The organism is Bradyrhizobium sp. HKCCYLRH2015 (genome assembly GCF_051168215.1).
Lineage (GTDB): Bacteria > Pseudomonadota > Alphaproteobacteria > Rhizobiales > Xanthobacteraceae > Bradyrhizobium.
Genome location: NZ_JBNPUO010000009.1, coordinates 354,116 through 374,510, shown reverse-complemented (window position 1 = coordinate 374,510; position 20,395 = coordinate 354,116). Strand labels below are relative to the sequence as shown.

The 20,395-nt window shown below is 62.5% G+C and carries 20 protein-coding genes and 1 tRNA gene; 10 read left to right on the top strand and 11 right to left on the bottom strand.

Annotated elements, in window-relative coordinates:
* Positions 1-41: 41 nt before the first annotated feature.
* A complete protein-coding gene (gene mobB, locus ACQR1H_RS24780) occupies positions 42-575 on the bottom strand; it encodes a molybdopterin-guanine dinucleotide biosynthesis protein B (protein ID WP_315805412.1) in 534 nt (177 codons plus the stop codon).
* Between the two features lie 242 nt (positions 576-817).
* Here mobB and mobA point away from each other — a divergent pair, with 242 nt between their 5' ends.
* The 8 genes from mobA (at position 818) to ACQR1H_RS24740 (ending at position 8,633) form a co-directional block, all read left to right on the top strand.
* Complete coding sequence (gene mobA, locus ACQR1H_RS24775) at positions 818-1,447, top strand: molybdenum cofactor guanylyltransferase MobA (RefSeq protein ID WP_315805411.1); 630 nt, start codon at positions 818-820, stop codon at positions 1,445-1,447.
* 9 nt (positions 1,448-1,456) lie between these two features.
* A complete protein-coding gene (locus ACQR1H_RS24770) occupies positions 1,457-2,047 on the top strand; it encodes a cation transporter (protein WP_316177697.1) in 591 nt (196 codons plus the stop codon).
* A 186-nt stretch (positions 2,048-2,233) separates the two neighbouring features.
* Positions 2,234-3,445: an ABC transporter substrate-binding protein gene (locus ACQR1H_RS24765; protein WP_316177696.1), complete on the top strand. Its 1,212-nt coding sequence runs from the start codon at positions 2,234-2,236 to the stop codon at positions 3,443-3,445.
* A gap of 83 nt (positions 3,446-3,528) precedes the next feature.
* The gene (locus ACQR1H_RS24760; protein WP_316217674.1) at positions 3,529-4,500 is read left to right on the top strand and encodes a Bug family tripartite tricarboxylate transporter substrate binding protein; all 972 of its coding nucleotides are present in this window, start codon (positions 3,529-3,531) and stop codon (positions 4,498-4,500) included.
* A gap of 175 nt (positions 4,501-4,675) precedes the next feature.
* A tRNA-Ile gene (locus ACQR1H_RS24755) sits at positions 4,676-4,751 on the top strand.
* 717 nt (positions 4,752-5,468) lie between these two features.
* Positions 5,469-7,091 (top strand): chaperonin GroEL, encoded by a 1,623-nt coding sequence (gene groL, locus ACQR1H_RS24750; protein WP_316177688.1) that lies wholly within the window; start codon positions 5,469-5,471, stop codon positions 7,089-7,091.
* A gap of 152 nt (positions 7,092-7,243) precedes the next feature.
* Complete coding sequence (locus ACQR1H_RS24745) at positions 7,244-8,098, top strand: universal stress protein (protein ID WP_316177687.1); 855 nt, start codon at positions 7,244-7,246, stop codon at positions 8,096-8,098.
* 109 nt (positions 8,099-8,207) lie between these two features.
* Positions 8,208-8,633 carry a DUF2267 domain-containing protein gene (locus ACQR1H_RS24740; RefSeq protein WP_315805378.1) on the top strand — a complete coding sequence of 142 codons (426 nt, stop codon included), beginning with the start codon at positions 8,208-8,210 and terminating at the stop codon, positions 8,631-8,633.
* 167 nt (positions 8,634-8,800) lie between these two features.
* On the opposite strand, the gene ACQR1H_RS24735 is transcribed toward ACQR1H_RS24740, so the two are convergent.
* The 4 genes from ACQR1H_RS24735 to ACQR1H_RS24720 all read right to left on the bottom strand — a co-directional run bounded on the left by ACQR1H_RS24735 (position 8,801) and on the right by ACQR1H_RS24720 (position 12,843).
* Entirely contained in the window at positions 8,801-9,148 is a 348-nt protein-coding gene (locus ACQR1H_RS24735) for a c-type cytochrome (RefSeq protein ID WP_315805377.1), read from the bottom strand.
* 163 nt (positions 9,149-9,311) lie between these two features.
* Complete coding sequence (locus tag ACQR1H_RS24730; RefSeq protein WP_315805376.1) at positions 9,312-9,641, bottom strand: hypothetical protein; 330 nt, start codon at positions 9,639-9,641, stop codon at positions 9,312-9,314.
* A gap of 75 nt (positions 9,642-9,716) precedes the next feature.
* Positions 9,717-11,432, bottom strand: a complete 1,716-nt coding sequence (polX, locus tag ACQR1H_RS24725; protein WP_434908325.1) for a DNA polymerase/3'-5' exonuclease PolX — start codon at positions 11,430-11,432, stop codon at positions 9,717-9,719.
* 67 nt (positions 11,433-11,499) lie between these two features.
* Entirely contained in the window at positions 11,500-12,843 is a 1,344-nt protein-coding gene (locus ACQR1H_RS24720; protein WP_316217678.1) for a nicotinate phosphoribosyltransferase, read from the bottom strand.
* A 20-nt stretch (positions 12,844-12,863) separates the two neighbouring features.
* Here ACQR1H_RS24720 and ACQR1H_RS24715 point away from each other — a divergent pair, with 20 nt between their 5' ends.
* Entirely contained in the window at positions 12,864-13,226 is a 363-nt protein-coding gene (locus ACQR1H_RS24715; RefSeq protein WP_410051442.1) for a ChaB family protein, read from the top strand.
* Between the two features lie 12 nt (positions 13,227-13,238).
* Here the strand turns inward: ACQR1H_RS24715 and ACQR1H_RS24710 are convergent, their stop codons facing one another.
* Positions 13,239-13,901 (bottom strand): phosphoribosyltransferase, encoded by a 663-nt coding sequence (locus ACQR1H_RS24710; protein ID WP_316217679.1) that lies wholly within the window; start codon positions 13,899-13,901, stop codon positions 13,239-13,241.
* 52 nt (positions 13,902-13,953) lie between these two features.
* On the opposite strand from ACQR1H_RS24710, the gene ACQR1H_RS24705 reads away from it, so the two are divergent.
* Positions 13,954-15,081: a hypothetical protein gene (locus tag ACQR1H_RS24705; protein WP_434894732.1), complete on the top strand. Its 1,128-nt coding sequence runs from the start codon at positions 13,954-13,956 to the stop codon at positions 15,079-15,081.
* Positions 15,082-15,091: 10 nt separating this feature from the next.
* Here ACQR1H_RS24705 and ACQR1H_RS24700 read toward each other — a convergent pair whose 3' ends face one another.
* The 5 genes from ACQR1H_RS24700 to ACQR1H_RS24680 form a co-directional block, all read right to left on the bottom strand.
* A complete protein-coding gene (locus ACQR1H_RS24700; protein WP_316217681.1) occupies positions 15,092-16,084 on the bottom strand; it encodes a ribose-phosphate diphosphokinase in 993 nt (330 codons plus the stop codon).
* Between the two features lie 56 nt (positions 16,085-16,140).
* Positions 16,141-16,707: an HPF/RaiA family ribosome-associated protein gene (locus tag ACQR1H_RS24695; protein ID WP_316177675.1), complete on the bottom strand. Its 567-nt coding sequence runs from the start codon at positions 16,705-16,707 to the stop codon at positions 16,141-16,143.
* A gap of 287 nt (positions 16,708-16,994) precedes the next feature.
* Positions 16,995-17,243, bottom strand: a complete 249-nt coding sequence (locus ACQR1H_RS24690) for a hypothetical protein (protein WP_315805369.1) — start codon at positions 17,241-17,243, stop codon at positions 16,995-16,997.
* A 23-nt stretch (positions 17,244-17,266) separates the two neighbouring features.
* Complete coding sequence (locus tag ACQR1H_RS24685) at positions 17,267-18,715, bottom strand: radical SAM protein (protein ID WP_434839256.1); 1,449 nt, start codon at positions 18,713-18,715, stop codon at positions 17,267-17,269.
* 20 nt (positions 18,716-18,735) lie between these two features.
* Positions 18,736-19,938 carry a C39 family peptidase gene (locus tag ACQR1H_RS24680; RefSeq protein WP_315805367.1) on the bottom strand — a complete coding sequence of 401 codons (1,203 nt, stop codon included), beginning with the start codon at positions 19,936-19,938 and terminating at the stop codon, positions 18,736-18,738.
* Positions 19,939-20,395: the final 457 nt, after the last annotated feature.

Below are 20,395 nucleotides of genomic sequence, written 5' to 3'. Positions count from 1 at the left end.
CATGAATGCCAGAAGATGCGGGTGCGAACTCGCGAGTTCCATCATGGAACACCAGGTTTGTCGCCCAGCGCGAGAACGTCCGCCCGCGGCATCGCCAGATGTTGGACGAGTGCCGCGACCGCCGGGATATCGTCGAGATGCGCGCGCGGCAACGCCGTCTCGGCATCGCCGTCGCTGACGAGCCCGACAATGCCCGGATCGTCGGGAAACAGCAGCGGCTTGCCATTGGCTGTGCGATGCACCTCGATGCGGCGATGCGGGCCGGCCTTGTACCCTTCGATGACGACCAGATCGACGGGAGACAATCTCGCCAGCAGCTCCGCGAGGGCCGGCTCCCTTGCGCCGCGCAGCTCGTGCATCAGCGCCCAGCGCGTGCCCGACGCGACGAGAACCTCCTCGGCCCCGGCCTCGCGATGCCGCCACGAATCCTTGCCCGGGACGTCGACGTCGAACTTGTGATGGGCGTGCTTGATCACCGAGACGCGCAGTCCCTGCCCCCTGAGATGAGGAATCAGCCGCGTCAGCAGCGTGGTCTTGCCGGCGCCGCTCCAGCCGGCGAGGCCGATGACTTTCATCGCGGTCTCCAGAAAGGCTCCCGGCGCTCTTGCACAGCCAGGAGCGCGGGATCGATCGATGGCCCGAAGGCCCCGTGGAACGCCATGTCCACTCTTGGCGATGTCATGCCAGCAGCCGCGCGGACCAGGCAAGGGCTCGTCAGCGAGGGGCATGCCGGTACGGCCGCCGCGCAGGCGCAAATGGTGGATCGCGCGCGGGCCGACGCTGACGCCCTGGCAGCAGTCGTGGTAACGAGCCCGCGATGACAGCCATGACCTCGACTTCGATCCCCGGCGTGCTGCTCGCCGGCGGTCGCGCGCAGCGGATGGGCGGCGGCGACAAGCCGTTGCGCATGGTCGACGGCCGCACCATCCTGGAGCGCGTGATCGCGCGGCTGGCGCCGCAGTGCAGCCGGCTGATCCTCAATGCCAACGGCGACCCCGCGCGCTTCGCGGGCAACGGCCTGGCCGTCGTGCCGGATGGCGTCGCCGGCTTCCCGGGCCCGCTCGCCGGCATTCTCGCCGGGCTCGACTGGGTTGCGGCGCATATGCCGGAGGCACGTTGGATGCTGAGCGCCGCCGGCGACTGCCCCTTCCTGCCGCGCGATCTGGTCGCGCGGCTGGCGACAGCGCGGGCGGCGGAGCAGGCCGAACTGGCGGTGGCGGCGTCCGGCGGACAGACCCATCCGGTGATCGGGCTGTGGCCGGTCGGGCTGCGCGAGGATCTCCGGCACGCCCTGGTCGCGGAGGACATCCGGAAGGTCACCCGCTTCACGGCGCGCTACAAGGTCGCGACCGTGAGCTGGCCGTCGGTTCCGCTGGATCCGTTCTTCAATGCCAATACCGCGCTCGACCTCGCCGAGGCGGAGCGGCTCGCGGCTCTCGATGATTGAGGACGCCTGATGGACGCGACAACCATCGTTCGCCGCGCCGTGCTTGTCGTTGCCGCGCTCAATCTCGGCTATTTCGGCATCGAGTTCGCCGTGGCGCTGGCGATCGGCTCGGTGTCGCTGTTTGCCGACAGCGTCGACTTTCTGGAGGATGCCTCGGTCAACATCCTGATTGCGCTGGCGCTGCGCTGGAGCGCGCCGCAGCGGGCGCTGCTCGGCAAGGCGCTGGCGCTGATCCTGCTGGCGCCCGCGGTCGCCGGACTGTGGACCGCCGGCGAGAAGTTCTTCACGCCGATCGCACCCGCACCGCTGCCGCTCACCGTGACCGGCCTCGGCGCGCTGATCGTCAATCTCGGCTGCGCGTTGATCCTGGCGCGGGTCAGGGACCACCAGGGCAGCCTCACCCGCGCCGCCTTCCTGTCCGCACGCAACGACGCCTTCGCCAACATCGCGATCATCGCGGTCGGTCTCGTGACCGCCTTTGTGTGGCCCTCGATCTGGCCGGACCTGATCGTGGGTGTCGGTATCGCGCTCATGAATGCGGACGCCGCGCGCGAGGTGTGGGAGGCTGCGCACGAGGAGCAAAAGACCGCCAAGGCCTGAACGGCCGAGCATCCCGCGCGCGTGCGCGACGACCTCACTCCTTGCGGCATTGCAGCGCACAGGACCGCTCCACCGCTCCGCCGTCCGGCATGATTGACGGCCGCCCTGGATTGATTGCAGATAGGCGGACCGGCCGGCAGAGCCGGAACAAACAACGGCGTCACGCCGGTACCGGTGGAGGACTGATTGCAACTCAGCTGTTTGAAGCGGGCGGCGTGGGCCGCAGCCGCGCTGCTGGTCACGACCGCCGCGCAGGCCGAGATCTCCGACAACGTCGTCAAGATCGGCGTGCTCAGCGACATGAACGGCCCGGCCTCGACGCCGACCGGACAAGGATCCGTCACCGCGGCGCAGATGGCGGTCGATGATTTCGGCGGCAAGGTGCTGGACAAGCCGATCAGCGTCATCGTCGGCGATCATCAGCTCAAGCCCGACATCGGCGCCGCGATCGCGCGCCGCTGGTACGACACCGAGCAGGTCGATCTCATCGTCGACGTGCCGGTCTCCGCGGTGGGCCTCGCCGTGCAGACCATCGCCACCGAGAAGAAGAAGCTGTTCATCACCCAGTCGACCGGCGCCGCCGATTTCCACGGCAAGTTCTGCTCGCCCTACGCGATGCAGTGGGTGTTCGACACCCGCGCGCTCGCCACCGGCACGGCGAAGGAGGTCGTCAAGCGCGGCGGCGACAGCTGGTTCTTCATCACCGACGACTACGCCTTCGGCCATTCGCTGGAGCGCGACGCCTCGAGCGTCGTCACCGCCAATGGCGGCAAGGTCGTGGGCGCGGTGCGGCCGCCATTCGCGACGCCCGATCTGTCGTCCTTCATCCTGCAGGCGCAGGCCTCCAAGGCCAAGATCATCGGCATTGCCGCAGGTCCCCCCAACAACATGAACGAGATCAAGACCGCATCCGAGTTCGGCCTGCTCAAGGGCGGACAGCAGATGGCGGCGCTGCTCGCGCTGGTCACCGACATCCATTCGCTCGGCCTGCCGGCCGCGCAAGGGCTCCTGCTCACCACCTCGTTCTACTGGGACATGGACGACAAGACGCGCGAATGGTCGAAGCGCTATTTCGCCAAGATGAACCGGATGCCGACGATGTGGCAGGCCGGCGTCTATTCCGCCGTCATGCACTATCTCAACGCCATCAAGGCGGCGGGCAGCGACGATCCGCTCGCGGTGGCCGCGAAGATGCGTGAGACGCCGGTCGAAGACTTCTTCGCCCGCAACGGCAAGCTGCGCGCCGACAATCTGATGGTGCATGATCTCGTGCTGGCGCAGGTCAAATCGCCGGAGGAGAGCAAATATCCCTGGGACTACTACAAGATCCTCGCGACCATCAAAGGCGATGACGCGTTCGGCCCGCCCGATCCCGCGTGCCCGCTGATCAAGAAGTGACGGCGCACTGAACGATCGGCGGCCGGGGCGACCGGGCCGCCGCATGCGAGCTGAACGACAACAATCAATGGGGGAAGACGGGCATGAAGCTGGCGCGCGCGCTGCTGTTCGGGCTGATCGTCGCGGCGGGACTCGCCGCCAAACCGGGACCGGCGCTCGCCGCCTATCCGGACCGTCCCATCCGCTGGCTGATCGGCTTTGCCCCCGGCGGGCCGGTCGACATCGTCGCCCGCATCATGGCGCAGTGGCTGTCCGACCACCTGGGCCAGCAGGTCGTGGTCGAGAACCGCACCGGCTCGGGCGGCAACATCGCGGCCGCCGCCGCGATCAACTCGCCGCCCGACGGCTACACGCTGCTGTTCGTCGCGCCCAACAACGCGATCAGCACCTCGCTCTACAAGAAGCTGCCTTATGACTTCATCCGCGACACCGTGCCGGTCGCCAGCATCATGCAGCTCACCAACATGCTGGTGGTGAGCAACGACGTGCCGGCCAAGACCGTCAAGGAATTCATCGACTACTGCAAGGCCAACCCGGGCAAGATCGCCTTCGCCTCCTCAGGCAACGGCACCTCGGTGCACATGGCGGCCGAGCTGTTCAAGGCGATGACCAAATGCGACATGCTGCACGTGCCCTATCGCGGCTCGGCGCTGGCCTTTCCCGACATCATCTCCAACAAGGTGCAGTTGATCTTCGACAACCTGCCGACGGCGCTGGAACAGTCGCGCGGCGGCAGCGTCCGCGCGCTCGGCGTCACCTCGCCGCAGCGCTGGCCGACGGTGCCGGACGTGCCGGCGATCGCCGAGACCGTGCCGGGCTACGAATCGGTCGGCTTCTACGGCATCTCGGCGCCCAAGGGCACGCCGCCCGAGATCGTCGAGATCCTCAACAAGGCGGTCGGCGAGGCGCTGAAGGACCCCAAGCTGGTGGCGCGGCTCACCGAGACCGGCGGCATCCCGCGCGCGATGACACCGGCGGAGTTCGGCAAGCTGGTCGTCGACGAGACCGAGAAGTGGCGCAAGGTGGTGGAATTCGCCGGGGTTTCGGTGGACTAGCGTCGCGGCGGGCCTGGACGGGACCGTGCGACGGAGCCGCGCCAAAACAATCGGGCAGCGGCATTGCCGGATTGCTGGCCAGGCTGTAAACGGAGCCCGAGCCGTCGTTGGGGTTCCGATGCCGCGCCGGACAGGCCCGCTCCTGCCCGCCGCCGGCAAGACCTCAGCGTCGCGGGGGCCTGTAGCTCAATGGTTAGAGCCGACCGCTCATAACGGTCTGGTTGCAGGTTCGAGTCCTGCCGGGCCCACCAATGAGCTCAACGGCTTAGCGGGTATGCTGACCGACATTCCGAGAAAGCCTGAGGCCTCCCACGGATCGCGCGCCGCTGTATGAGCACGTCGCCGCCATGTGGCGCAGCGGGTGCGGCGAGATCTTCCCCTCCTTCAGCGGGAGCCCTGACGGCCGGCAGGCCGTCGCGAGCCCGGTCATCACGGATTTGACCGGCTGGCCGTTCCATTCCGCAAAGTGAGAACGCGCGACGCCGCGACCCCAGCACCACATGTGCGCCAAGAGTCGTCCGAGTGTCGGCACCGGACCTGCTGTGATCGTGCGGCGGCGGCTGCATGTATGACGTGCCGAGCCGTCTCGAAGCGGTTCTCGGAGCCAGTCGTCGGACGCCTCGGTGCATTCCTTGGATGGGAGACTGATCAGCAATGCAGCGGATTCTTTGAGACACCAAGATGCCGCAGGCGCAAGCAAGAATTGCCTCGAACCGCCGAACGGCCGCTCCGGCGCAGGCCGAGCAAGAAACGGATATGATCACAGACGCCAACGGGACGTCCGCCATCTCGGCGCAATCCCGTGCTCCGAGCGCTTTGCCTCTGCGAAGGCTCTTCAATCGAGCATTGCGACCCTAGCGCCTGATCGATCGGCGTACCAGTGCCTCCTCCTTGATCAGGATCAAGCGTTCAAAACGGCGTCACTTCTATTTTGGTCTGATGAAAGCCGTCCTTCTGAGGAGCGATTGATGCCTCACAAGCAGGTGCTGTTTCATTCCGCGGCCCGCGAGAAGATCCTGCGCGGAGCCTCGCTGCTTGCGGACGCAGTGCGGGTGACGCTCGGCCCGAAATCAAAATCAGTACTGATCCAGAAGAGCTGGGGCACCCCGATCGTATGCAACGATGGCGTCACGATCGCCAAGGAATTCGACCTCAAGGATCCGGAGGAGAATCTCGGAGCGCAGGTGCTGCGTCAGGCCGCGGAGAAGACCGGCGATCTCGTTGGCGACGGAACAAGCACCTCCACGATCCTGGCACATGCGATTCTTGCCGACGGCGTCAGGAACGTCGTCGCCGGCGCCAGTGCCATCGATCTGAAACGGGGCCTCGACCGCGCTGCCCGCGCGACGATAGCGGCCCTCCATGCAATGGCGCGACCCGTCAGGACAAAGGCGGAAAGAGCTCAGGTCGCCACCATCTCGGCTCATAATGATCCGTCCATTGGCGCGCTGGTCGCCGATGCGCTCGAGAAAGTCGGAAGCGATGGAGTGATCTCGGTGGAGGAATCCAAGACCATCGAAACGTCGCTCGACGTGGTCGAAGGGATGAAATTCGACCGCGGCTTCCTGTCGCCCTACTTCGTGACCGATGCCGATCGCATGGAAGCGGTTCTCGAAGAGCCGCTCATCCTGTTGTGCGACCACAAGATCAGCGCTCTGCGCGACATTATCCCGCTGCTCGAACAGATCGCAAAATCGGCACAACCGCTCCTGATCATCGCCGAAGACATCGAAGGCGAGGCGTTGGCCACGCTCATCGTTAATCAACTTCGCGGCGTGCTGAAAGGCTGCGCCGTCAAGGCGCCCGGCTTTGGTGAGCGACGCAAGGCCATGTTGCAGGATATTGCAATCCTCACTGGCGCCCAGGTCGTCTCCGACGATCTTGGTTCGAAGCTTGAAAACGCTACTTTGCAGCAGCTGGGGCATGTCGCCCGTGTGGTTGCCGACAAGGAAAACACCACGCTGATCGGCAGCAAAGGCGAACGCAGCCAGATCGATGCGCGGACGCAACAACTTCGCCGCGAGATCGAGAAAACGACCAGCGAGTACGACAAGGAGAAGCTTGAGGAGCGGCTCGCCAAGCTGTCGGGCGGGGTTGCCGTTATCCGTGTCGGAGCGCCGACTGAAGCCGAGATGAAATCACGAAAAGAGGCGCTCGACGACGCCATCAGTTCGACAAAGGCGGCCGTTGCAGAAGGTATCGTGCCAGGCGGCGGGCTTGCCTTGCTTCGATGCGTCGAAGCCGTCGGCAAGGAGGAAGCACTCTGCGATGGCGACGAAAGGACCGGTGTACAGATCTTGAAGCGCGCGCTCGAGGCCCCCGCTCGCCAAATTGCTGAGAACTCGGCAACGGATGGCGGCGTGGTCGTCGCGCGCATGCTGAGTGGCGTCGGCAATTTCGGGTTTGACGCCGCGCGCAAGCAATATGTCGACCTGGTCGAGGCCGGCATTGTCGATCCCGCGAAGGTCGTTCGGACAGCCCTCGAGAACGCGGTGTCGGTTGCCGGCATCCTCCTGCTCACCGAGGCGACGATGACCGAAATCGCGGAGCCAAAGCGCGAACGGCTAGCGGAATCGGAAATGCCGGCGTGACGCTGAACCATGAAGACGGGGCTGTGCCCCCGAGCGGAGCAACAACTTTGCGGGGGCCCGCTGGGTGACGGCCGGTCATTGACTGTTGATTCAAGTCAACATGCCGCTTCATCCGACTGAGAGTATGGATTTGGTCCCGGAGTGAGGTCGTCATGATCAAGATCAACGACATTCTCGTCTACATTCCGACCGAGCAGCCACCGCAGCCTGTCGTTTCTGCCGCAGTCTCGTTGGCTGCCCGGTTCGACGCCCATCTCGATGCGATTGCAGTCGGATACATCCCGCCCAGTAGCGCGTATGTGGTCGATGGAGGCGCGGGCGCAGCGGTCGTCTCTTCAGAGATCTTCGAAATGGAGCGGCAACGCGCCGCCCAACGCAGCGCGGCCGCACTCGCCATTTTCGAGACGGAAGCCCGGAATGCAAACATCTCTCACGCAAGCCGCTCGGTCGAGGACCTGCCCGGTGAAGCCGCGTCCGCGCTCGGCGCTGCGGCCAGGCTCTATGAGCTGACGGTGGTCCTGCAGACGGACGCAACACAGGACAGTCACGACAATAGGACTGCGACCGAGATCCTGCTCCAGGCGGGCGGACCCGTCCTGTTCGTGCCGCATATTTTCCGCGGCACTTTCAAGGCCAACCGTATCGGCATCTGCTGGGATGGAAGCCGCCTTGCCGCCCGTGCTTTCAAGGACGCAACACCGTTTCTCTCTCGGGCAGAAGCGCTGGTCACGATTTCGATCAATGAGGCGCAGGTTGCTCCCACCGAGGCTTCAGCGCGAAAATTGACCGAACACATGGCTCGTGCCGGACTTACGACAACGCTGCTTGAGCTGACGGCGGAGCATTCCGAGGTTCAGCCGTCCATCCTGTCCCTGGCCGCCGACGAAAGTCTCGACATGCTGGTGATGGGGGCATATGGGCATTCCCGCCTGCAGGAAGGCATTTTCGGCGGCGTCACCCGTGAAATGCTGAAGACAATGACGATCCCGACCCTGCTGTCGCATTGAATCGAGGCCGGCATCCGTGCTCACCGGATCATGACAATGGACGTGATTTCGATGACGCCGTCGATCCGGGATGCCGCTATTCTGATGTGCCAATCTAGGAGAACGCATCATGGGCGTAACAGGTGTTACCGCGCTGGATCACACCATTCAGGAGACGAATCTCTGGCTCAAGGCGATCGAGGAGCAGCTGGAACTCGGTAGCCGTCAACAGGCCTACAACGCGCTCCGGGCTGTTCTGCATGCGTTGCGCGATCGCGTACCTCCGGAGGTGGCGACCAAGCTTGGCGCCCAGCTGCCGATCCTCCTGCGCGGGATTTACTACGAGAACTGGCATGCGGCGGGAACGCCGACCAAGGAGCGACATGCCAGCGACTTTGCTGATCACGTCGCAATGGAGCTGCCCCAGCAATTTCCCATCGAACCGCTGAGCGTCATTCGCGGGGTGTTCGAGATCGCGTGGGAGAAGCTCGATCCCGGTGAATTTGAGAAACTGATGCACCATCTGCCGGCGCAGATCCGCGAATTGAAATCATAATCCGGGCATCTGGCCACGTCCGCCGAGCGCCCACCGACGGGAAGCCTTCATACCGGTCCAGCTGCGTGCCGCCAGACCAGTGGCGATGCCGTCAGACCGTCGAATGGACCCACGCAGCCCGTGAACTTCGATGTGCAGGGATCAGCACTTTCCTGGGCAACGAGCATTCATTTCCTGACTGCAAGAACGTAGAGGTAGCTCATGATCGCGTAAACGTCCTCGTCGGAAAATTCAATTTGCGGCATATCCCTGTGCCTCGACACCATGCCTTCCGACAGCTCCGCCTGCAACTCGCGCCGATTGAACCGGGCGTAGATATCGCGCATCGGCGGAGCATTCTCGAGCGGGCTTTCGCCAACCGATCTGATCGCATGACAGCGCCCGCATTTTTCCTGCAGGATGGCCCTGCCTCGTTGCGCTGCCTTGCTGAGGTTCGCGGCGTCCACGTTTGTCGGCCAACACGAGAGCAGCCCGACCAGGAGGCCCAGAGCCCGAACCTTGAAACGCCCTGACATGCGTCCGACTCTCCGCAAGTGATCGGCACCGGCCCGGCTTGACCGATCCGCATACCGTCGCCCGTTGCACGTCATCCAGCACGCGACAGCCAATCACGTGTCCTTCGTCCGCATGAGACGCAGCAACATGACAGCCCTGCACGTTGCTCGAGTGCAAGCGAATTCAATAGCAGACCCGCACGTAGTGCACGTGCCGCCTGTGCCGGACCGCCCGGACATGGCAGTCGCCGTATCCGTACGGTCCCCAAAACGGACCTGGCCCCCAATACGGTGCCGGTGGGTCGTAATAGACTGGCCCCGGATAGCCGTAATAGGGATACGGCCCCCAATAGCCGCCGCTGAGGGCCGCGCCGAACAGTGCGCCGGCAGCCAGGCCGCCGACGATTCCTGCGGCAACTCGCCCGTTGCGAGCGTCGGCCCCCGTGGGTGCAAGCAGCGCAAGGGTCAGGACAGCCGCGGTCGCAACCGTGCCAATCTTCTTCTCGAAGCTCATTTCATTCCTCCTGCGCTGTTACCTAACAGAACGCAACATCGCGTGCGCAACGTTGCGAAGGATCAAACAATGCGGCTAGCGCTTCAGCATCTTCTTCGCCCGCGACAAGGGTTGGGTGTTGATGACGTCCGCTGCTTCGAGCCAGCCTCGGCGCGCCTGATCGACGCCGAAACGCATGTTGGCGAATCCAGCCGTCGAATGTGCGTCCGTCGAGATTGCCAGCTTGACGCCCGCGGACTTGGCGGCATGAGCATGGATATCGTTGAGATCGAGCCGGTCCGGGTCGGCGTTGAGTTCGAGATGACAGTCGCGCTCGCGCGCCGCCGCAATGACGGCTTCCATGTCGATCTCGTAAGGCTCGCGGTCCCCGATCAACCGTCCGGTCGGATGACCGATAATCGAGACATGGCGATTGTCCATCGCCCGGATGATGCGCTCGGTCTGCATCTTGCGCGAGAGCTCGAACTTGTAGTGAACGGAAGCAACGACCAGATCGAGCCGCGATAGGATCTTGTCGGGCAGATCAAGCCGTCCATCCGCCAGAATATCGACTTCAGCACCTTTCAGCACCGTAAAGCCATCCAGCCGGTCGTTCAAACGATCGATCTCGTCGATCTGACGCGACAGACGTCCGGCATCGAGACCATGGGCGACAGTGACGTGTTGGCTATGGTCGGTCAGAGCCATATAGGCATAGCCCCTTGCCTTGGCGGCAGCCGCCATCTCGGCGATCGCGGCGGTGCCGTCGGTCCATTTGGAATGGACGTGCAGGTCGCCTCGAATATCGGACAGCGTAATCAGTTTCGGGAGCTTTTTTGCCTTTGCGAGCGCGATCTCGCCGCGATCCTCGCGCATCTCGGGCGGAATCAGGGGCAGCCGGAGCTTGCCGTAGATCTCCTCCTCGGTTGCTCCGGCGATGCGCCGTTTACCGGCGAAGAGGCCGTATTCGTTCAGCTTCCAGCCGTGGTCGTTAGCGAGTCCGCGCAAGGAGATGTTGTGCGCCTTGGATCCGGTGAAATACATCAGCGCGGCGCCGTAGCTTGCCTCAGGAACAACGCGCAGGTCGACGTGCAGCCCGGAGCGCAGCACCACCGCCGTCCGCGTATCGCCATGAGCAAGCACATCAGCGACATTGTCATATCGAGAGAGTCTCTCGCCGGCGGCGTGGCCGTCACGCGCCACCATCAGGATATCAAGATCGCCGACGGTGTCGCGCCTGCGGCGGTAGCTTCCGGCGACGATCACCCGTCCGTTGCTCGCGTTCGGCCTCAGATGGCTGAGGAGTGCTTCCGCTTCGGCTTCGGCCTCGGATAATCTGAAGCGCCTCTCGGCGCGAGGCTTGGCCAGCGCCGCGGCGAGCTTTTCCTCGCTCTTGGCACCGAAGCCTCGAAGCTCTCTCAGCCGACCCGACTTCACCGCGCGCCTGAGGTCCTCGAGTGACCGCACGCCCAGCTTGTCGTAGAGCAGTTTGACGCGCTTCGGACCCAAGCCCGGGAGCGCCGCGATCTCACCGAGATCGCCGGGCAGTTCACGCTTGAGTTTGTCCAGCACATCGAAATGATGGGTCGCGACGATCGTTTCGATCTTTCCTGCCAGATCCTTGCCGATACCTGGCAGCTCGGAAAGATCCTCGCCCGCCTTCAAGAGGTTGGTGATGCTCTTGGGAAGGCGCTCGATCACCCGCGCAGCATTGCGATAGGCCCGCGAACGAAACGGATTGCCGCCCTTGATCTCGAGAAGTTCGGCGGTCTGGTCGAACATCTCTGCAATTTCGGCATTCTGTACCGGCATCGATGCACCTCCGTCGCTCGACAGGCTAGAGACGGATCGAGCTGTTTCCCTTGATGCAGATCAGAATTCAGGGACGCGAGCCTATCCGGTCGGCGACAGCTGCCAGCTGTTCAAGACGGCTTGAAATCTGAACCGGATAGGGCGCAACCGATTTGGAGGCTTTCAGCTCCGGAGGCAGTTGATCCAGTTGCCGGCGCGCGTGAGCCCGGATGTCGTGAAGTGATGGTCGAGAGCCGACAGGGCGTCCGCCGAGCATCACAGCTTGGATCAGCGCTTCCCCCTCCTGTTGGTCCTCCTCGGTCGAAAGAATGTCGGCGAGCATACGGCCATCGCTGTCATACCGGCGCCAAACCTGCTTGCGGCCGGGCCAGGTGGCCTTTCCCGTCGAGCGCTTGCGGCGCGGCAAGCCCGCATACTCCTGCAGCTTATAGGCACAGTCGAGTGCCGGCGCATCGGACGACGTGACGAGGCCCGTGCCGATGCCGATACCGTCGATCGGCGCCGCGTCCCGAGCGAAGGCAATCAGGGTGCCCTCCTCTATTCCGCCACTGACAAAGATGCCGGTGTCATGGAGTCCGCCGGCATCCAGAATGCAGCGCACGTTCCTGGCGAGCGCAGACAGATCCCCGCTGTCAATCCGCACGGCGCTGACGGCAATTCCAAGCTCCTTCAATCGGGGCGCCAGCATGACGACCTTCCTCGCGGCCGCCTCGGTGTCATAAGTGTCGATCAGCAGGACGAGATTCTTCGGCCGGGCGCGCGCAAACGCTTCGAATGCTGCAGCTTCGTCATCAAAGGATTGAACGAACGAATGCGCCATGGTTCCATAGGTCGGAATGCCGAATGACTTCTCGGCCAGGAGGGTTGCCGTGCCGGAAAATCCCGCGACATAGCTCGCGCGGGCAGCCAGCAGCCCTGCCTCGGCACCATGGGCGCGACGCAAGCCGAAGTCGATCAGGAGCTTGTCTGGCGCGAGTAAGACCATGCGCGCGGCCTTGGAGGCAATCAGTGTCTGAAAATGCAGGATGTTGATCAGGCGCGTCTCGACAAGCTGCGCCTCCGGCAAAGGAGCTGTAACCCTAAGGATCGGTTCATTGCCAAAGAACACGGTGCCTTCCGGCATCGCGTGGACCTCGCCGGTGAAGCGGAAATTGGCGAGATAGTCGATCAACGACTTGCTGAACCTGTCAGTTCGCTCAAGCCAGCCGAGTTCGTCTTGCGAGAACCGCATGTTTTGCAGGAAGTCGAGCGCCTGCTCCAGTCCGGCCGCCATCAGGAAGCTGCGCTGCGGCGGCAGCTTGCGTACAAAGAACTCAAACACGGCTGTATCAGTCTGGCCCGATTCAAGATACGCCTCGATCATGGTCATCTGATACAGATCGGTTAGCAGCGCGCTCGGTGACGGGTCCATCGATGTTCCTCGGCGCTCACATGACGTCGGTCATCCTGTCGATTTATACGCATTTCCTGTTTGACGCCGGTCAAGAGGCGGAAGCAAGTTGCGTCTATCCTTTCTGGTGGAAACGCCGCGGCGTCCCGAGCAAGGCGCGGCAGTTTACGTCCGAGGCACCAGCCATGCCCTATCGCACAAATATCGATCTTCCCCCTCCTGTTCGCGCTCACCTCCCATCGCACGCGCAGGACATTTATCGCGAAGCGTTCAACCACGCCTTTGCCTCCCATGCGGAAGACGAACGGCAGGAGGAGATTGCTCACCGCATAGCCTGGGCGGCGGTGAAGCGATCCTACGTGAAGGTCGGCGACCGCTGGGAACCGCTGCCCCACGATCATTAGACCGCCGGCTCGTCAGGAAGCGGGCATGGATCTGTTTGATGGAAACTGTCTCAAAGTGGCAATCACCTCGTCGTCGCCGACCTGATGAAAGTCGCGATAGAAATAGCCGATCGCGCCAAACTCCTGAGGCTCATGCAGACAGACGACCGCATCGACTTCCGCATGCAATTTCCTGATGGTGTCCAGCGGCGCGACCGGGACCGCAAGCACGAGCTCTTTCGGTTCCTGCTTCCGAACAGCCTTTATGGCAGCAAGCGTGGTTGCCCCTGTCGCAACGCCGTCATCGACGATGATCGCGACCTGCCCCTTGACTTCGGCACGAGCCCGATCGCCCAGATAGCGCTCGCGACGCCGTTCGATCTCAGCACGTTCCTTTTTGCAGACGACCTCAAACTCTTCTGAAGTGACGCCGGACAGCTCGATCACGTCCTGGTTACGAATGGTGGTCATGCCCTCCCCATCCGCGATGGCACCCATTGCGAGCTCCGGCTGCCCCGGCAGCCCGATCTTGCGGACCAGCAGCAGATCGAGTGGCGCATCGAGGGCTGCTGCGACTTCCGCCGCAACCGGCACGCCGCCCCGTGGCAGCGCAAGAACGACCGGGTGCCGCCCCTTGTATTTGAGCAGCGCCTCGGCGAGTTGCCGGCCGGCATCGGTTCGGTTCTGGAACAGCATGGCAGACCTCACGCGGAAGAGGCGCAGGATATGAGCCGGACAGCCACTGCTATTGATCCGTATCAAGCTGCCGACAGCCGCGATTGGCGATAGGCATCATATGCCCGGATGGAAGAATGAACCCTGGGACGATGACGCTGAGAATAGCAGCGCGACAGCTCTTGCTCGCAAGGTGGCGTTTCTCAGCCGGCCGGACAGCTATGTCCCGACGCCCGACGCCGTGATCACGCGGGAGACCCACATGTCCTGGGTCTTCATGGTTGACGAGCGCGTCTACAAGCTCAAGAAGCCGGTTCATTTTCCATATCTCGATTTCTCCAGCCTTGAGCGCCGCGCAGACGCCTGCCGCGCTGAGGTTTCGCTGAACCGAAGGCTGGCGCCCGATGTCTATCACGGCGTGGTGCCGCTGACGGCTGCGCCGGGTGGCTACGCCATCGGAGGCGGCGGACACATCGTTGATTGGCTCGTCGTCATGCGCCGGCTCGATGAAGGCCGAACGCTCGAAGCCGGGCTTCGCGATCGCAAGGTCTCCCAGGGCCAGATCGATGGCTTGGCCAGTCGTTTGAGCCGCTTCTATTCGCATGCGCGCCGGATCATGATCAATCCGGAGAGCTACATGGTGACCCTGCAAAAGGCAGTTCTTGCGGATCGGCGAGGTTTGCTCGAGCCGGCCTTCGACCTGCCCCGCGGCACCATCGAGCGCATTGCCGACCTGCAATGCCGTTTCCTGCGGCAGCGGACCGAGCTGCTGGCGCAGCGGGTGCATCACCGGCACGTCCTTGACGGCCATGGCGATCTGCGGCCGGAACATATCTGGTTGAGCCCTCCCTTCCCCATCATCGATTGCCTGGAGTTCAATGCCTGCTTGCGGACATCGGATGCTCTGGACGAAATTGCCTTCCTGCACTTGGAATGCGCCCGATTGGGAGGACTGTGGGTCGCTGAGAGGCTTCGGCGGCATCTGGCCGTCCAGCTCAATGATGACCCGGCCAGCGGACTGTTCTTGTTCTATCGGATTGGCCGGGCCATGCTCCGCGCCAGGCTATCCATCGCTCATCTCGCCGACGCCCATCCACGGACGCCGGAAAAATGGCCGCGGCTGACGCGCACCTATCTCAAACTTGCCAAGGCGGACGCAGCGCAGCTCGAGCGGCAGCTCACGGCGAGAGCCAGAATTTGAATTGCAGGGATCAATCCTGATACGGAAGCAGCTCCGTCAGCGGCTCGTTGTGGTGCAGCCGACGAATGGTCTCTCCGAGAAGGGGCGCCGCCGAGACGATCTCGAGCTTGTCGCGAACCGCGCCCGGCGGAAGCCTGAACGGCGGCACGCTGTCGGTCGCAATGATGCGGTCGATCGCAGGATCGGCCAGCGTCGTTGCCGCGCCTGGCATGAACAGGCCGTGCGCGACGCAAGCTATTACCTCTTCGGCTCCATGGGCACGGGCCGCCTTCGCCGCCCGCACCAGGGTTCCACCGCTGCTGATGAGATCGTCCACGATCACGCACAGCGAGTTCGCCACCTCCCCGGCGAACAAATCGCCCGAAACGACACCGGAGCTGCGATGCTTCTCCACGAACGCCTTGCCGATCGGACGGCCGAGCGCCTTCCCAAGAACCTCGCGAAGCAGGTCCGCTCGCTTGCCGCCTCCGAGATCCGGCGAAACCACGGCAATCGGCCGATCAGCTGCGATCGCCCTGATCCTGCCGATCAAGAGCGGCGCCGTGCTCAACGCGACCGATGGGCAACGGAACGCGTTCTCGAACGCGGCCTCGTTGTGAACTTCGAGGGTCACCACCGCGTCAACACCGATCGCCTCGAACATGGTCGCAAGATAACGGATCGTGACCGGGTCATTGGCCTTGGTGCGACGATCTTTTCGCGCATAGCACAGATACGGTGTGACCGCCGTCACCCGCGCGGCACCGGCATCCTTCAATGCCCCGACGAGGAACAGCAGCCGGCACAGCTTGTCGTTCGGACTCTCGTCAGGACCGCCATGGAGGCTATGCAGAACGTAGACGTCGCAGCCGGCGACAACCTCCAGCGGCCGCACCTTGTGTTCGCCGTCCTCGAAGCTGCGTTCTTCGACAGCGGCGAGACGGCATCCAAGCGCATGAGCAACTTTTTCGCCAAGCACCTCCGTGCCATGAAGACAGAACAAGCGCAGGCGATCACCAATCATCGGTTACCTCCAACGTCAAACCTGCCCGTCGTCCGCGTCCCCACTCAGCCGCCGAGCTAAGCCCGCAGCCCATGTTTCCCGAGCATTCTGACCGTGCTCGCCTGCGGTCCCTTCTCTCCGATCTCCTCAACGTAGCTGACGCGGGCGCCGGGCACGATGCTTGATCCACCCTCAACGACGCTATTGCAGTTGAAATAGACTTCGTGGCCGTCCGCGGCTTCCAGAAAGCCGAACTGGCCGCTTGGATCGATACGCGCAACGGTTCCGATGGGTTGAGGCTCATGCGTCTTGACGTCGCCCCGCATCAGTCGCGCCCGGTCCTGCAGTTGTCGACGCGCGCGTTTGAATGCGTTGTCCACGGCGAAGGTCAAGTCGTCGTACCGTTCATCCAGCTTCGGGGTACGTCCAACGTGGACCTCCCGACCGTCAGGCAGCGCCAGCCGAACGCTCACCAGATATTGACCGCCGGTTTGGTGATGACCGCCCGGACCTTTGACCATGATGCGAGCCGCAGTGATCCGGCCAAAGCGACTCTCCAGTTCCGCGACATGTTGCTCGACGGCAGCCCGGATTTCGGCGGACACGCGGATCCCTTCAAATTCAATTTGAACTGATGTTTGCATTTCCGGCTCCTCTCCCGTGTCAAACTTATTGGACCACGGGCGCGAGGAGCAGCTTTGAGCAAGATCAACCTGCCTTAAGCAAGAATGTTGCGGCCACAGAACCGCTCAAGCGTGACCACCTGTATTGGCAGGGCCGTGTCACCGTCCAAGCTTCCGCCAACGATCGCACTTCTTCCGGATCCGCCAGTGTTTCGCGCAGCACACCGCGGCCAGATGCAATGACGCGCGCCTGGCCGAGGTGATGGCTGCCGATCATGCGGTCCGACGATTGGCTTCGCCGGAGTCCCTCACGCGGACTTGTTCAAGCCGCAGACGCTGTCGGCTCCGCAAAGCCAACCCTCGGGCTCCTCGTCGACCGAGATCGCATCGGCTGCCCCGGCTTCCGGTCGCTTGAAGCCGAGCATCTCGAGAAGCTGGCCGACCGTCAGCTTCTCGTATTTCAGGTTCGCTCCCTTCTGGTTCAGAACCTTGATGTGCTGGGTCGTCATCAGCTTGAAGACGTCCAGCTTGTCTTCGGGCATCTTGATGTCAGACATGACTTGATCCTCTCTCCACCTTGCTACGCACATACGACCAGTTTACGAATCTCGTCGCCAACCTTGGCCACCGAAACGGCATATCGCTTGTCGAAATTGTCGCAGTATTTATCGTTCATGCTTCCCATCTGCTGGTGAGCATGCTGGGCGCACCCGCCGCTACAGATGAGCGCAAAACGGCATGACTGGCATTTTGCCATGCCTTCAAGTTGGCGCCCCTTCCACTGATCGTCTCTGCCATTGAGCACCACCGGCCGCTCTCGATAGCTGCCGACCAGCGAGCGAGCTGCGCCAATGTCTTCCCAACATTTGTAGAGGCCGCCGTCGGGTGCGAAGATGTACATTCCCGCATTGGCCGCACAATAAGAACCGGAGAACCGGAATTCTTCCCGCTTCCGGATCGCGCTCACGATCCGGCCCGCGACGCCCGCATTGAAGCAATCCAGCGACACATTCGTTTTCGGCGCCTGCGCCAGCACGATATCCAATAGCTCGCGATCGGACCGCAGTGTCTTCCGACCATTGGCCTTGTCGTAGATGATGTTTGCATTGAGATCAAAATTCGGATTCTGCAGGAAGCCGCGAGAACCGAACAAATCGTGCAACGGTCTGAGCTCGTGGAAATTGGCGCGGCTGAAATTGAAGCGCACAACGACGCGAACGCCGGGCCGCTCCCTCAGGACCAGATCGATATTGTCCACGATCCTGTCAAAGGTCCCTCCGCCGTTGGTCAGGAATCGTTGCTTGTCATGGATCGCCCGCGTGCCATCGACCGAGATGTTGAGTGAATGGATTGCGTCGACCCCGATGACGTCCATGAACCGATCGACGTCATAGCCGTTGGTAACCGCCGAGAAGCGGAAGCCTCGCGAGCTGCCGAGCTCGACGGCGCGTTCGATGACCGGAAGATTGGAAACCCACAACGGCTCTCCGCCGAACAAGGTGATATTCCTGGACCATTGTTTGGTCTCCGACTGCTCGATCAGATCATCGATGCCGGCAAACACCGCATCGACATCGTCTCGCGACATGCTCACCTTGTCGCCGTGGCCCATGAAACAAGCGCCCGAGTCGGCACCAGGTCGATCGCTGGTCGCACGATCGATCTGCGAAAGCGGGTTTGGTCGGCGATCGATGTCGTTCTGCAGCTCCCGCTCAAAACAGTAACTGCAGCGGAAATTGCAGTCAAAGGTTGGCGCGATAACGAAATGTAGTTGCCGGCGACGTGCCTGCAGGGATCTGGAGATCTCCACCACCGCCTCTCGCTCCTCCAAGGGGGTAAGGCTCGTGATGAAGCCGCGCAGCCATAAGGCATCAAACTCGTCCTGATATCTCTGACGTATCAGGTCGAGCGAGCCTCTCTCGGTCAACGACTCGAACAGATCCTGCGAAACGAGGACCATGCCCCCGGTGTAGCCATGCAGGCCGAATACCGCGCCGTCCACAGGCGTCCAGATGCAGTACTTGCTCACGCGCAAATCCGGACACGGCATCATGTGCCTCCCATTCGGCTGAAGCTGATCGCATTGGCGTAGTTGTGATTCTTGAGGTTCTCCCAGCGAATGCTGCCCTCGCCCACGGGATATGGATCATTGATCAGAAAATAGTGCTCAGTTCCCGTCACATTTCCGGTGAGAGACGATACGAAGGAATATTGCTTCCAGCCGCGGCAGACACGCGCATGGCCCGGGAGACCGCTCTTGAACGGAATGAATTTCTGCAACGCGTCGAGGGCGTGATCGAAACTCGGAGCTTGATCAAAGGTCGGCGCCAATCGCCCTCCCGCAAAAAACTGATACGCCGAGACTTGGGCTTTGTTGGTGGCGCCCTTGGGGCCAGGCTTCATCTGTTCGGCAATTTGCTCGGGTGTCGCCGTGAATCCGAAATACGCCAGGATCATCTGCGCGGATGCGACCGCGCAATAGACAGGCGTAATCTGCGCAAAGAGAGGAACCGGCAGGATCGAGGATGCGATCGCCGGCGGCGTCGCAGCAAAGTAGGCCTGCAGCGTCTTATAGTCGGAATCGTCAAACTTGATGTCCGGCAGATCACCGCTTTCCGGCAGAATCCCAGACACGATGCTGCGAATCATTTCTCGCTCGCTCTGGCCACGTAGCGGCTCTGGCTCCGACACGTCGAGAAAACCGAGCTTCTGAGAGTCCAAGATCGAGTGGGGAATGAGCCCGTCGATGCTATCCAGCAAATCGACCGGCGGCGGACTCGGAGCGAGATCGGTCTGTGTGAGAACCGATCGATCATAGTAGTCGACGATGAACGATGCGGGGTGACCATCCTTGACGTAGGAAACGCGAACGCCGATCTTTGCGTACGAATATGCGACGAAGGAATGGCTGACGAGGGTTGCGTCCGGCGCGATCTTGTTCATCGCTTCCGTCGCGATCTTGAGTGCGTTCGTGTCGGACAGCTGCCGCGACGGCGGCTCGAATGCCCAGGCTGCGGATTGCAGCCTCGTGTCCGCCGTGCACCTGATGACGCCGACGAGTAGAGCCTGTTGATAGAAGCTGAAATCATAGAATGCCGGCGTGCCGGTCAGATCAAAAATAATGATCGGGTTTGGATCGAGGTCCGAGCCGAAAAACCGCGCCATTTGTCGATCGGCGATATCCGGAGCGCTTTTCGAAGCGGCGTGGAACATCGCAACCGAGCGTGCCTGCTCAACTGGAATGGTCGCCATCTCGCCTCCCCCGCCGTCCAACCGCTCGGGTATTTGAAATCACAAGTAGAATGTATGATTTGATTCAAATCAAAATAGAGTCGTCATTTCCTTGCGCTCTCGATGGCCGTTTCAGATTCGCCTCATGGCGGACGCGACCGGATGGGTCGACAATCCATCATGCCACGCAGATCCTCCGGCGAGACACGATCTCACGCTCCCGTGGCGCGCAACGCCCAGGTGATGCATTCGTCATGTCGCCCTGAAACGAGAGGGCGCGGGGAAGGCCGGACCTCGGCTGAGGCCCGTGGCCCGCCTGCTCAAAAGAATGCAGGCGGCAGGTACCACAGGTACAGCCGGACAGACCCGGCCTTCCCCGCGCGATGGCTTTACGGTGTCCTTCGTGCTCTCCCTGGGGATCGGCTTTCTTGCCCCCATCGCCCGCGCGTGCCGTCAGGCAACCACCGCAGACTTGACC

What these genes read in the sequence shown, in the direction of transcription:
- ACQR1H_RS24695 (WP_316177675.1), bottom strand. Translation starts at nt 16,707, where the DNA reads ATGCAAACATCAGTTCAAATTGAATTTGAAGGGATCCGCGTGTCCGCC.
- ACQR1H_RS24770 (WP_316177697.1), top strand. Translation starts at nt 1,457, where the DNA reads ATGGACGCGACAACCATCGTTCGCCGCGCCGTGCTTGTCGTTGCCGCG.
- mobB (WP_315805412.1), bottom strand. Translation starts at nt 575, where the DNA reads ATGAAAGTCATCGGCCTCGCCGGCTGGAGCGGCGCCGGCAAGACCACG.
- ACQR1H_RS24740 (WP_315805378.1), top strand. Translation starts at nt 8,208, where the DNA reads ATGGGCGTAACAGGTGTTACCGCGCTGGATCACACCATTCAGGAGACG.
- ACQR1H_RS24680 (WP_315805367.1), bottom strand. Translation starts at nt 19,938, where the DNA reads ATGGCGACCATTCCAGTTGAGCAGGCACGCTCGGTTGCGATGTTCCAC.
- ACQR1H_RS24690 (WP_315805369.1), bottom strand. Translation starts at nt 17,243, where the DNA reads ATGTCTGACATCAAGATGCCCGAAGACAAGCTGGACGTCTTCAAGCTG.
- groL (WP_316177688.1), top strand. Translation starts at nt 5,469, where the DNA reads ATGCCTCACAAGCAGGTGCTGTTTCATTCCGCGGCCCGCGAGAAGATC.
- ACQR1H_RS24760 (WP_316217674.1), top strand. Translation starts at nt 3,529, where the DNA reads ATGAAGCTGGCGCGCGCGCTGCTGTTCGGGCTGATCGTCGCGGCGGGA.
- ACQR1H_RS24710 (WP_316217679.1), bottom strand. Translation starts at nt 13,901, where the DNA reads ATGCTGTTCCAGAACCGAACCGATGCCGGCCGGCAACTCGCCGAGGCG.
- polX (WP_434908325.1), bottom strand. Translation starts at nt 11,432, where the DNA reads ATGCCGGTACAGAATGCCGAAATTGCAGAGATGTTCGACCAGACCGCC.
- ACQR1H_RS24735 (WP_315805377.1), bottom strand. Translation starts at nt 9,148, where the DNA reads ATGTCAGGGCGTTTCAAGGTTCGGGCTCTGGGCCTCCTGGTCGGGCTG.
- ACQR1H_RS24720 (WP_316217678.1), bottom strand. Translation starts at nt 12,843, where the DNA reads ATGGACCCGTCACCGAGCGCGCTGCTAACCGATCTGTATCAGATGACC.
- ACQR1H_RS24745 (WP_316177687.1), top strand. Translation starts at nt 7,244, where the DNA reads ATGATCAAGATCAACGACATTCTCGTCTACATTCCGACCGAGCAGCCA.
- ACQR1H_RS24700 (WP_316217681.1), bottom strand. Translation starts at nt 16,084, where the DNA reads ATGATTGGTGATCGCCTGCGCTTGTTCTGTCTTCATGGCACGGAGGTG.
- ACQR1H_RS24715 (WP_410051442.1), top strand. Translation starts at nt 12,864, where the DNA reads ATGACGTCGGTCATCCTGTCGATTTATACGCATTTCCTGTTTGACGCC.
- ACQR1H_RS24730 (WP_315805376.1), bottom strand. Translation starts at nt 9,641, where the DNA reads ATGAGCTTCGAGAAGAAGATTGGCACGGTTGCGACCGCGGCTGTCCTG.
- mobA (WP_315805411.1), top strand. Translation starts at nt 818, where the DNA reads ATGACAGCCATGACCTCGACTTCGATCCCCGGCGTGCTGCTCGCCGGC.